At 61.0% G+C, this 12,420-nt stretch carries 9 protein-coding genes; 2 read left to right on the forward strand and 7 right to left on the reverse strand.

Annotated elements, in window-relative coordinates:
- Position 1: 1 nt before the first annotated feature.
- From MF6396_RS16635 to MF6396_RS16645, 3 genes are read right to left on the reverse strand one after another with little or no spacing between them, the layout of a single operon-like run.
- Positions 2–5,074: an RHS repeat-associated core domain-containing protein gene (locus tag MF6396_RS16635; RefSeq protein WP_078480979.1), complete on the reverse strand. Its 5,073-nt coding sequence runs from the start codon at positions 5,072–5,074 to the stop codon at positions 2–4.
- Positions 5,061–7,106 carry a hypothetical protein gene (locus MF6396_RS16640; protein ID WP_078480981.1) on the reverse strand — a complete coding sequence of 682 codons (2,046 nt, stop codon included), beginning with the start codon at positions 7,104–7,106 and terminating at the stop codon, positions 5,061–5,063. Before MF6396_RS16640 ends, MF6396_RS16635 begins: the two co-directional genes overlap by 14 nt.
- Before the next feature lie 47 nt (positions 7,107–7,153).
- The gene (locus MF6396_RS16645; protein WP_146095014.1) at positions 7,154–7,642 is read right to left on the reverse strand and encodes a hypothetical protein; all 489 of its coding nucleotides are present in this window, start codon (positions 7,640–7,642) and stop codon (positions 7,154–7,156) included.
- Positions 7,643–8,199: 557 nt separating this feature from the next.
- Here MF6396_RS16645 and MF6396_RS16650 point away from each other — a divergent pair.
- Positions 8,200–8,907: an MgtC/SapB family protein gene (locus tag MF6396_RS16650; protein WP_043862787.1), complete on the forward strand. Its 708-nt coding sequence runs from the start codon at positions 8,200–8,202 to the stop codon at positions 8,905–8,907.
- Between the two features lie 6 nt (positions 8,908–8,913).
- On the opposite strand, the gene MF6396_RS16655 is transcribed toward MF6396_RS16650, so the two are convergent.
- From MF6396_RS16655 to MF6396_RS16670, 4 genes are all read right to left on the reverse strand, one after another.
- Positions 8,914–9,831, reverse strand: coding sequence for a pyridoxal-phosphate dependent enzyme (locus tag MF6396_RS16655; protein ID WP_043862786.1), 918 nt, complete (start codon positions 9,829–9,831; stop codon positions 8,914–8,916).
- A 52-nt stretch (positions 9,832–9,883) separates the two neighbouring features.
- Entirely contained in the window at positions 9,884–10,570 is a 687-nt protein-coding gene (locus MF6396_RS16660; protein WP_054914513.1) for a helix-turn-helix transcriptional regulator, read from the reverse strand.
- Between the two features lie 95 nt (positions 10,571–10,665).
- The gene (locus tag MF6396_RS16665; protein WP_043862785.1) at positions 10,666–10,935 is read right to left on the reverse strand and encodes a hypothetical protein; all 270 of its coding nucleotides are present in this window, start codon (positions 10,933–10,935) and stop codon (positions 10,666–10,668) included.
- Positions 10,936–10,958: 23 nt separating this feature from the next.
- Positions 10,959–11,168, reverse strand: coding sequence for a hypothetical protein (locus MF6396_RS16670; protein WP_043862784.1), 210 nt, complete (start codon positions 11,166–11,168; stop codon positions 10,959–10,961).
- A 220-nt stretch (positions 11,169–11,388) separates the two neighbouring features.
- On the opposite strand from MF6396_RS16670, the gene MF6396_RS16675 reads away from it, so the two are divergent.
- Positions 11,389–12,300 (forward strand): LysR substrate-binding domain-containing protein, encoded by a 912-nt coding sequence (locus tag MF6396_RS16675; protein WP_043862783.1) that lies wholly within the window; start codon positions 11,389–11,391, stop codon positions 12,298–12,300.
- Positions 12,301–12,420 lie beyond the last annotated feature (120 nt).

Consider the following 12,420-nt stretch of genomic DNA (forward strand, 5'->3'; position numbering starts at 1 on the left):
CCTACGGTACGTAACTCGTCACCGGTGCCAGGTTCTTGTAGAACCTCAATGCCTGATCATTTATTCCAAAGCAAAAGCCGAGAATCACATGGCTATCGTTATTGTTCAGGTAGCGGCCAAACTCCACCTCCGTCATTCCCTTGAGGTCGACTACCCTCACTCTTCCTCCCACTGCGCCACCATGGGTCGCCGTATCCGATAGGAAAAAATCTGAATTGATCAAGGTTGATCTGCGGATGCCATTACTGGCCCAGTTGGCTCCATCGGGTGCGCCGTGAGAGCCCGAAAAAATCAAGATCTCCCGTGGAACGGCATTCACACTCGTTCTACGGCGGAAATAATTCAGGGGCGTATTGAAGTTTTTTCCTGCAACGGGTCGATTGCTACCGAAGATGATTTTATCCTGCCCCGTCGAAAAGCTTTTCCAGGCCCCCTTCGGTGCCGAACTCAGGGGTTGCGTGGTCACAGTCGGCAGGCTGGAAAACTTCGAAGCGCTTCTTTTCAGGAGTTGACCATTGCGCAGGCCACCCACTAGGCGATTGGCCTTCGCGGCAACTTTTGGCGCAGACGACCCAATCGACATACCTAACGAAGCCAGGCCTGTTCCGAACGATATCCAGCCCAGAATGCCAGCAGCCTTTTCGTTGCCACTGGCCTCAAGCGCCATCGACGCAGCTCCGCTACCCAGGGCAATGGCTTCCACCGCTACCGCTGCCACCGATACGGCTCCTGCAATGGATGTGGTGGCCACTGCCGCGACAGCGCCTGCCGCAGCACCTGCAGTACTCGCACCGGCACCGAGCAAAGCTGTGTACGCCGCACCTACCGCAGGCGCTGCGGTGCCGGCAGTCACGACCACTGCAATCGCCCCCATCACCAGCCCGATACCAGCCACGACCCAGTTCCACCACGCATGCCCGTCCGGGTCAACGCGGTTGACCGGGTCGCCGCTGCAGTACGCATAGCGGTTCAAGCCGCCCGCACCATCGGGGCTTGCACTGTCGGGGCTGAGGAACATGAACAGGCACGGGTCGTAAGGGCGGTTGCTGCCGGGCATGTACAACAGACTGTCGGTTTCGCGCACTTCTCCGGCGTAGCCCACCCGGCTTTGCGCGGTGCCGTTGTCCAGGCCATGTGCGCTGTAACCCACAAAGCAATTGCTGTCGCCGGTTTCAATCTGCACGCTGCCTTGCCCATCGCTGGCGCTGATCACAACCGTGCGTACCGCCTGGCTCAGCAGGGTCTGGGCGAACACGGTGCTGCCCGCACGCATCAAGGTCAACCAGCCCTGGTCGCTCTGCTCGTTGACCATACGCTGGCCGTCATAAAAACGGTGGCTCGTGGTGCCATTGACGCGGGTCTCGATCAGACGGCCCAGCGGGTCATACGCATAGTCGCAGGTACTGGTGCCGTCCTCCCGGCGCGTCAGGTGCCCCTGGCTGTCCCAGGACAATGCCCGCCACAGTTGTCCGTCATGCCGCTCCCTTGTCAGTTGACCAGCGGCGTCGTATTCAAGGTCGATGATCAGAGCCTGCGGCCAGCTGTGGGTGATCTGAACCGGACGATCTGCAGCCACATCGCTGTCGTAGGCGAACCTCATGTGGTTGCATTGACCATTCTCGTACTCGGTGTCGATCTGTTCATAACCGTCGAGCGCATTGAAACAGAACGTCTGGCGACGAATGCGCTGCCCGGTGCGGGGGTCGGTGACCAGATGAGGCCCTTGCGTGGTGGCTTCGACCAGGCGATTGCGCACGTCGTAGCGGTAGTGCTCTTCGCTCAACAAGGTAGCCTGCTCCGCCTCCAGCGATTCCCACGTGCGTGTCGCCACCTGATCCTGCTGGGTCCAGCGCAAGCGCTGGCGAAAGCGCTGCATACCCGAGATACCATGGCACACCCATGTTCGGGTGCACGCACGGCCCAGGAGGTCGTAGGTCAGGGTCTGCTGCTGGGACTGGCCGTGCTGGCCGTCGGTGGTGAGGGTCTGCGCCAACCGACCGAATGCGTCGTAGCCCAGTTGCAAGGCCAGCGGGCCGCAGTGCTGGCCACTGATACGCCCCACGGCATCGTAGGTGCAGTAAGTCATCTGGCCGTGTACATCGGCAAACGACAGCACGCGACCGTTCAACGAATACTGCCAGCCGCAGGTATGGGGCTGTCCTGCATGGTGCCAGTGCTCGGCACTGGTCACACCCGAGGCGGTGAAATCCCAATCTATCTGCCCCAGCCCGTCGGTGGCCCGGGTAAGGCGACCGTGGGGCGGGCTGTAGGTGAAGGTACTTTCACTGTTTTCGCTCGGCCGCGCGATGCGCTTGAGCTGATAATCCAGCTCGGGTTCATAGCCGAAATGCGTAACACTGCCGTTGGAGCGTGTGAGTGCTTCGGGAGGAATCTGCCCCGGCACATACGCCAGGGTTTCCTGCTGCCCGCCGCAATCGCGCGTCAGGGGGCGATCCAGGCCATCGAATGTCTGCTTGAGCAGCAACGTCTCGCGGGTTGCGGTGCATAGTGAAAGGGTTGCTATGGCATCGCCATCGCTGTGGGGTGCGAAGCGCCATTTCACGCGGCTGTGGTCTTGCAGGGTACGCTGCGCGACCCGGCCGTCACGGTCGTAGACGGTGGACGTGGTGCGCTGCTCGCCATCGGGCGTTTCTATCGTATGGGCTACCGGACGCTGAAGCGCATCGAGTGTCCAGCGCTCCCGGCGCAACAACGGGCCACCCCCAGGCTCATGCAGCTCCACACGTTCGACACTGCCGCTTGCATTCAGGTACAGCGTGGTGCGAGGCCCTTGCTCCCCGGTGGCGCTCTGTTGCCAGGACACTTGGGTACGCTGGATGGGGTCGTGCTTTGTATGGTCCACCGTGCCGTCTGCATGCTGCACCCGGCATGCGGAGCCCCAGTCATCGTAGGCGGTGAGCACCGTACTGCTACAAAACGGGGTGTTCTGGGCGGCAGCCCAGTCCTGCGAGGTCTCACTGGTGACATTGCCCTGTACGTCGTAGGTCACTCGGCGCACTTCACGCAGGGGGGCACCGGGGCTGTCCAGAAACTCGAGCAGTTCGCGCACCGGGCGTCCCTGACCATCCAGCTCCACACGCAGGCGCTGGCCGTTGCTATCGGTCTGCTCGACGTACACCGTTCGATCACGCTGCAGGCCAACCAGCTGGTAGGTACAGCGGGTGCTGGTCGCATACGGCGTGTTCGCGCTTTCTATGCGGCGTATGGTGCGGCCCAGTGCGTCGTGGTCAAAACGGGTCACGGTACCGTGTTCGTTGCGTTCTTCGATGGTCAGGCCCGTCAGCACGTGGCGCAGGGTCGATGAGCTGATTACCAGGTGGTCATGGCTGATCCGTTGCTGGGTTTCGCACAGCAACGGGCCTTCGAAGGTGCGCAGGAAATTCGTGGTGGCGGCGTAGCCGTTGTAGAGCGTGACACTGGATATCGGTAGGCCATGGAACGGGCTGTCTGCTGCCTGCTCGACACGCTGCAGGATTCTGGCCGTTTCAACTTCCCCGCTATCAATCGCTTCCCGAGCCACTTCGCTGTCCAGCACCAGGTGCTGTCGATCCTCTGCCTGGCGCTTGTGCAGCCTGACGTAGGCATAGTCGGTGTGCGCCACATGACCCGCTGACCGTGCATCGGGTGCCGGGGCAGTAGTGGTGAAGCGCTTGAGCCAGCGCACGAACCTTCCCCCGTCATCCGGGCAGCCCTGCGCGCCACCCAGCGGATAGTATTCGCGGCTTTCGCTGCGCCCATCGGCGAATCGCTGGTTCAGTACATTGCCATAGGCATCGTATTCGCACGTGTCGCGTTCCTCCCTGAACCGGTTGCCGGTTTCATAGCGGGTAATGCGGGCAATCGGCAGCTGACACCAGGCCGGCTGGTCGTCCCAACCCACTGCAGGGTCGTCTGCGTACACGCTCTGCTGGCAAACCCTGCACTCGCCGCGCACGGTTAACTTCTGCGTCTGCAGGTGATAGTGATTCCAGGTGTATTCGACACTTTGCACCTTGCGCCCCTGTTCGTCGTGCAGGGTTTGCAGGCATCCATAGTCATAACGTGGCAGAAGATAGAGGTTGTCCTTGCCGTCTGCCCATTCACCTGCCGAGACACCCCCGTAGCCAAAGCAGTTGTTCGAGCCGATCAGGGCGTAGGTGGTGTAGGCCACCGGCTGGGCCGCACCGGGGTCGTGCCGATGCGTGGACACCCTGGGCAAAGCGGTCAGCGGCGCGCCCTGTGGCAGCCGAAGCCCATTGTTCCCCGTGGCGTAATCGACTTCGTCCGTGCTGCCCAGCGGCCCCAGCACCTTGCTCGGGAACAGCAATCGGCTTTGCGGATCCTGCCAATAGGTGAAGGCCCAGCGGTTGCCGCCATCAGGCAGGATCAGCTCATTGAGCCGGTCACTTCGCAGCAGCGTGACGACTGTGGTGCTGTCAGAACCCGGAAACATCACGAAGCGGGTTTCATCCCTATCATGCTGGACGTCCAGCAACAGACGCTGCTCGTCGCGGATGGTCCACAGCAGGTAGGGGCCACTGCCTGCAAGCCATTCAAGGTACGCGCGGCGCCCCTGGGCAGAAACGATCTGCTTGAGCATGGCCATGCCGCTGTTGTCCTGGACCTCGAGGTACTCGCAGACGCCATCCTTGTAGTCGATGCGAAAGCAGCGAGCCCTGTCGTCAACGGTGAACACCTTGAACGAACACAGCTTCTGGTCTTCGAACACCAGTTGCCCGCCCTTGCTCAAATCCGAACGGTCGCTATCGAACTTGAACGTGTCGCCCGAATTGATCCGTAGCTGACCGGTATTGAAATCAAGCATGGACAACCCGAGCGTCCAGCCGAGGCCATACCCGCTGTCGGTGTGCGAGCCCAGTGGGCTGAAATGCAGCGCAGGTTGAATGACCGGCCCGGCAAGGTGGTTGGCGTGCAGTGCCGGCAGCTCGCAAGCCAGCGTGAACTGGCTGGTTCTGGGGTCCACGCCGGTGCTTACATGGCTCAGAAAATTACTCGCCTGGGTGTAGAGCGCGCCGGCGCGCAGGCGCCGGGTAACGTCGTCAGGCCTCGTCATCCGTGGCGCTCCGGCTTTCGGCACCCGTTGCCAGCGACAGCCGCAGGCTGCGTGAGCCGGACGCAGAGGTATCGGCGTAATGGATCATCAAGGTGTGGTCGTTGCCATACGCGTCAACGAACAACAGCGGGCGCGGGCCACCTTGCTCTCGGGAGGACTGGCTATGAAACGGTATGTTGTTGCCCCCCTGAAGTACCACAACGACGCTCTGCGGGCGTATCCTTGACACGCTGGGCACTGGCCTGAAGTCGTCGCCCAGCTCGATCAGAGGGTTGTAGGACACCTCGCTGTGGCCCGGGGCGGCGTAGCCGACGTGGGAGGCCCGGGTGTCACTGGGCGAACGCACGGCCCACTGGATCATCCCGAAACCCGTAGGTTCCACGGCACGCAAGGCCACCCAGGTGCTCAGCACATATTCCCAGATGAAAAGATCGGAATTTCCCTCACCGCCTATCAGTTCCCGCTCAAAGCTGTAGTCGTCAAGGCCGAACACAGGGATGGGCTTTGTGCTGATATCGACGTGCTCGTCGAAACTGGTTTCGCTGCCGTCCGTGACGTAGAAGTACTCTTCAGCGCCCTGTATGCGGGTGATGCCCGCCCAAAGGGTGACATTGGTGCCCGCAAGGGCACGGGAATGCACGTAGAACCGGCGGGTGTAGACGGCAAGTGCTTCGCCCTCTGAAACTGCATGCGCGCTGGCCTGTGCTGACGTGCCTGGGTAGTAGTCGTAGGCGTTGCGTACCGTCCTGTAGAACCATTGGGCTTGCCCGTTATCCTCGCACTGCAGCGCAGTGTAGGTACCGTCATCGTTGCGTAGCAGCAGGCACACGCTGTCGAGCTCTTGCTGGGAGACGTCCTGATTGGTGCGTGGCTGTATTTCCACTACAACTTCCACCTGCTGGCGCAGATTCGGGTAAAGGTGTCCCGTTGGCGAGCCTAGTCTCATACGTATCTGCGACAGCCAACTCCCCAATGGTGGCGCAGCTCGCGAAGATGCAAGCGCCTCGAATGATCGGGGAGGCACCCCTTCAACGGTCAAGGTATACCCCCAGGGTGCCTGGTTGCTTGCATTCGGGTCTTCGGAATGCAGGTGCACCGACAGATCGAAGCGGTTGCCATAGACATCCATGCCGTAGGTGTAGCTTTGCTGGAGTCTCTTCAGAACGACGTTGAAGTAGGCGATCATGCCCACCGCAATACAGATTGCGTCACGCGGTGATCTCAGGGGGCTGAGAAGGTCGTAGTAGGCCATCATCATTTCGGTTGAGCCCACGATCGTGGGGGTCGATGCCGTGCTGTTGGGGGCTCCGATGCAGGTTGCCTTGTTCAAGTGGAGCGACGATCCATAGGCGGGTTGTTGCATGCTGTGGATCTTCACGACATTGGCGGTTCGTGGGTTCTGCAATGTAACGTAGGTATTTTCGACACGTGCCGCACGCCCTCCGGCCTCTGAGGAGGCGCCCTGGAACACCACCACAGGCCTGGATACGACCAACCCGTGCCCTACCCTGTATTGCGTTGGTTCTACAGCCTCTATCTGAACGCTGCTATTGAAACGCCCTCCTTCGCCTTGGCCACCATACGGGACATCAAGATTGTTGGTTGTCCAGACTCTGCTTTGCACTCTGATCCTGGCTGCAAACTTGAACACCGTGCGCGCATCAACACTGGGGTCCAAATGCAGGTAGCGTACAAAGGTCTGATAGTCATTGCTGTCAGTATGTTTTTTTTTTGAAGTCTTGCCACTTCTGACGGTGCCTTCATCATAAGGCAGTATCCCGGTTTCGGGCGGCTGCGTCCCAGAAACCCACCCCCCGGGCGCGGTGATGTACGGAATTATCTCGAGGCCGCCAACCGGTAACAGTACCACTTCGCCATACGAGTTACGGGCTTGTAAGGTTATGATCACTTTTGATTTTTGACGACCATTCGCGAACAGATGTGCTTTGGCATTCTGTTGCCCTCTGAACGCATCTGCCTCGATCAGAAAATAACTCAAGGTTGCAACTGCAGTGTCTGTAACGTGGGCCATGATGTCGCTTCCTGCGGTTGAGTGGAACGGGTTGCCGGGAGTGGGCTTTATCCATCGGCTGATACATAGACGCAGGACACCTTGCCCTCCAGCTTCCCATCCTTGAAGCCCTCGGAGATGATGCCCCGGGTTACCTCCTGGCCAATAGCGACATAATGGGCCTTTGAAACACTTATTTTTGCAGTCATCTGACCATAGATCGGATTGACGATTTTATAGTGCGAATAGGACTCATCCGAATTGCAGTGCCCGGCATTGTAAATGCCGAACCTTACGCCATCCCGAGGGTTTTCAACGGCGAAGTTATACATCTCGTCATTGTCGCAATCATTGTTGGCAAAGCGATGCATGCCGACGGTCATCTGGATAGTGCATCCCCCGCTGTTTTTCTTGTACAAATGCAACACTGAAATACCCTGTGGTGCAGGAGGAGGCGTTGTGGACTTATTCATGAAAAGGATGATGACCAGCGAGAGCACAATCATTATCACGAAAAGCGTGAAAGCAATAAGGGTGCGCGAAAAATGGAGGTTCATGAGGATGCCCTTTATCTGGCAGCGTGGCATTCAGAGTGTAAGATCACTGCCCTCCCGGTCAAGTTGCTAGTTAAACAAGTTCATGCTGAGCACCTGTGTTTTCAGACTGGTAATATTGCCAGTTGCAAGGCATGAAACGTGTATGGCAACACTGGGCACATCGAGTGAAAGTTACGCGTGCTGAACCCTCTGCCCAGGCTGGCACACTCATTCACTTGCAACAAAAGCCTTGACCGGCTCGCACCATGGCGTTACGTTCTCGCCCGCATTTTTGCAAGCCTGCACAGGAGTCCTGCATTGGACAGTTGCCCTAGTCGATTGCGACAGGTACAGCCGGCGAGCTAGTCCAGCAGACCCTTCTGCCACTGCTCGCCGAACACGGTGGTCAGTGGCGATCCGCATCCCTGGCGGGATGACGCATCTTCATTTCCCCTCCCCGCTTGACGCCCCTCATCGTGACGAGGTGTGTCGGCTGCTCGTACCCGTTGCCATCCCCGAAATCTTTACGCGCACAAGTGCGCTGACGCCGGCTGTCTGCCGGTGCCTTGAGGTGGTTCATGGATTGGAAAGTATTCTTGCTGCGCGTGGCTGTCGCGCTGGTACTGGGGGCGCTGATCGGCGCTGAACGTCAACTGCGTCAGCGCCTCACCGGGCTGCGCACCAATGCGCTGGTGAGCACCGGCGCCTGCCTGTTCGTGCTGGTGACCCAGGCCGTACCGGGCATGCTCCCGGCCGACGCTTCGCGGGTGGCGGCCTATGTGGTGTCGGGCATCGGTTTTCTGGGCGGTGGCGTAATCATGCGCGACGGCATGAACGTGCGCGGCCTGAACACCGCTGCCACGCTGTGGTGTACCGCCGCCGTCGGTGTGCTGTGCAGCCTGGGGCTACTGCTTGAGGCGAGCCTGGGCAGCCTGATGGTGCTATGCGCCAACATCCTGCTGCGTGACATCGCCCAGCGGCTGAACCAGCAGGATGTGTTACCGGCCAGCGAGGCCGAGCAGCGTTACGAGGTGCGCATCGTATGCCGCGCCGAAGACGAGATCCAGGTACGCAGCCTGATGCTGCACAGCTTTGGCAGCAGCGGCCTGCGCCTGCAATCGCTGCACAGTGAAGACCTGCCCAACCCGGCCAAGCTGGAGGTGCGGGCCGAGTTGATGGGCGACCCGCAGGCGCCCTCGCAGCTCGAGCACCTGGCCAGCCGGGTGAGCCTTGAGAAAGGCGTCAGTTCGGTACGCTGGCAGGTATTCGAGCTGGCGTCGGACTGACCCGCTTCAGCAACTGGCGCGCCACTCGCGGATCTGTTCGTGGGTGGCCGTCACCCCGCCGCACACCACCACCAGCACCGACTGATATGCCTTGAGTACCTCACTCGGTGCATAGGCCAGCGCCAGCGCTGCACCACAGGCCGGCTCCACCAGGATACGGTGGTCGAGCAGAAAACGTTCGCAGGCATCCAGCGCCTGAGCGTCAGTCACCACATGGCTGTGAATCGGCCGTTGCTGGCTGAGTTCGAAGGCCTGCTGGCATACCTGCTTGGCCCCCAGCGAGGTCGCCACGCTGGTCACTGCGGGCAGGGCCGTCGGGGCCTTGCTGGCCATCGCGGCAGCCAGCGAGGCGGCGCCGTCGGTCTCCACGGCAAATACCGGCACGTCAGCCCAGTCGTTACGTGCCAACCCCTCGCACACCCCGGCCAACAGGCCGCCCCCGCCCACCGAGAGCACGATCGCATCGGGCTTGAACCCACTGATGACCACCTCGTCGATCAGGCTGGCATGGCCTTGCCATAGCAGAGGATCGTCGAAGGGGTGGATGAAGGCCGCGTCGTCGGTGAGCAGCGATTGCGCATAGGCATTGGCCTCGTGCCAGGCGCTGCCGTGCACGATGACCTCGGCGTCCTCCTGGCGAATCAGCTGCCTGGCGCGCTCGGTGGTGGTTTGCGGCACCACCACGGTCACCGGCAAGCCCAGGCAGCGGCCCGCATAGGCCACCGCAATACCGGCGTTGCCCCCCGACGAGGACACGAAGCGGCGCTTGCCTTGCCTGGCATAGGCCTGGCAAGCCAGGCCCACGCCACGCAGCTTGAACGAGCCACAGGGCTGCAGGGCGTCGAGCTTGAGCCACACGTCCTGGCCGCTGGCCAGGCTGAGCGGGCGCGAAGGTACCAAAGGGGTTTCGAGATGCAGGGACATACCAGGCTCCAGGTCAGGCCAGTTCGACGATCGATTGAATTTCAACGCTTGCTCAGCGGTTGCGGATTTCATCGAGGTAGTTGTAGATGGTGTAGCGTGTCACCCCGAGTGCGGCGGCAGCTTTCTCGACGGCGCCCTTGACGATGAACAGTCCGCCATCGTGCATCTGGCGCACCGCCTCGAGCTTCTGCGCCTTGGCGATACGCCGGCCCTGGCTGCGTGCGTCGTGCAGGGCGGCATCGATGATCTGCGCCATCAACTGCTCGAGGTCGGGTTGGTTCTCGGTGGGCTCGCCGGGGGCTGCCCCGGTGCCGGGCAGCAGCTGTTCCAGGCACGCCTGGGCGGCGGCGATGCCACTGAAGTCGGTGTTCACGCACAGGCTGGCATAGGGCTCGCCCAAGGCGTCGCGGAACACCGCAGTGGCACTGCGCAGGGTCTTGCCGTCGCGGCCCAGGCTCGGGTAGTTGCCCACCACCACCGGGGTATGGCTGCCCTTGTCGCGCAGGGCCTGCAGCACGGCATTGAACCCCTGGTCTTCACGAGGCCCGGCCAGTACCGGGCTGCCGATCTGACGCCCACTGACATGCCCGTTGGCAATGGCAATCACCGAATGTTCCGGCCGGGTCAGGTCGTGCAGGACCACCTCGGTGGTGCGTCCCAGCACAGTGCCAAGCATCTGCACCGTTGCGTGCAGTACGCCCAGCACCAGCTGGCGTTCAGGGGTTGTATCGAGGGCCATCGAGCGCACCACAAGAAAAAACGAACCGAGAAAATATCAACATAAAGTTTAATTTTCAACGGTTCGTTAAAATCATCGCAGCACAAAATCGCCTGCTAGCCACCATCGGTATCGATATCGGCATCAGTGCGCGGCTTGCGCTCACGTTGTGGCTTGAAGTCAGGGCTGTAGGGGTTTTCCTTGTGAGGTTCGGGTGTATTGCTCTGCTCCTGCCCTCCTTCGTCCGGGCGTCCGGCATCCTGCAACGGCACCTCCACATCGCGTTCAGGCAGGCTCTTGCCATCGTCCGGGCGTTTCCAGGTTTGCGGCAGCGGTTGTGGCTGGTCTTCAGCAACGGGCTCGCGGTTGCGCGGGTCATGAATCATGCTTGGCGTCCTCCGGTACAGGTTCAGCGTCGTTCATCCGACAGTGGCGTCGGCTCGTCAGGTTCGGGCACTGACGGGTTGGTGTCGGGAATGCCCTCGACGTCGTTAGGGTGTTCGCGGCGATCGTCGTCGCCACGCACGTTCGGGTCAGTCACCGGGTCGTGTTCGCGTCGCGGGTCGTTGAGCGGGTCCTTCCACAGGGGGTCATCCTGCGGGCGTGGATCGATAGCCATGGCGGTCACCTCAGGTCGTGGTCCGACAAATGCGGGCCCTGCAGTTTTTCGAGGCCCCTGGACGTGGTAGGTGCCAGCCAGCCGATCAATGGTCAGGGGCCGCGTACTCGCCAGCGAAGGAAAAATATGCTCTGTGCCCCGCAAAATCCGCTGCAACCTGCGGGGCACGCAAGGCCAGCACGCGGTAAGGTAGGCAAAAACTACAACCTGAGGTGTTTGCGTGGCGTCCTATACCCTGCGTCAGCTTAGATATTTCGTCACCACGGTCGAATGCGGCAGCGTGGCCGAAGCCTCGCGCAAGCTGTACATCGCACAGCCATCGATATCCACGGCCATCAAGGGGCTCGAAGACGGGTTCGGCGTACAGTTGCTGATTCGGCATCATGCCCAGGGGGTTTCACTGACCCCGGGCGGTGCGCGGTTCTACCGCAAGGCTCAGGAACTGCTGCGCATGGCCCATGAGTTCGAGCAGAACGCCCTGGCGGACAACGACGTGGTGAGTGGGCAGATCGACATCGGCTGTTTCGAAACCGTCGCCCCACTCTATCTGCCGCGGCTGATCGCCGGGTTTCGCCAACGCTTTCCGGGCGTGGAAATTCGCCTGCGCGATGGCGAACAGCAAGAGCTGGTACAGGGGCTGACGGCCGGCCGCTTCGACCTGGCGATCTTCTACCAGCATGACCTGGACAGCACCATCGAAACCGAGCCGCTGACCGCACCGCAAAGGCCCTACGCCCTGCTGCCTGCCGGCCATCGCTTCGCCGGTCAGGCCCAGGTCTCGCTGCGCGACCTGGTACTTGAGCCGATGATCCTGCTGGACGTGCAACCCAGCCGTACCTATTTCGTGAGCATTTTCGAGGAACTGGGCCTGAACCCGAACATCGTGTTCGGCTCGCCCTCTATCGAGATGGTGCGCGGCATGGTCGGCCAGGGTTTCGGCTTCGCACTGCTGGTGACGCGGCCACGTTCCACCATCAGCTATGACGGCCAGCCACTGGTGTGCGTGGATATCGCCGAAGACGTGACCGGTTCGGCACTGGTGGCCGCCTGGCTCAAACGTGCGCAGCTGACCAAGCCTGCGCAGTTGTTCGTGGATTACTGCAAGGAGCAGTTCAGGCTGTGGCTGGCGTGAAAGCGGGCCGATCACTGCACGCTGTAACTGCGTCCGCCTGCCAAGTGCTTAGTTTCAGCAGGTATCAATAAAGCGACAACTCACGACCTGTGCTCGGCCGCAATAAAGTGCGGGCCTGCA

Origin of the sequence: Pseudomonas sp. MF6396 (assembly GCF_002018915.1) — a bacterium.
Taxonomy (GTDB): Bacteria; Pseudomonadota; Gammaproteobacteria; order Pseudomonadales; family Pseudomonadaceae; genus Aquipseudomonas; species Aquipseudomonas palmensis.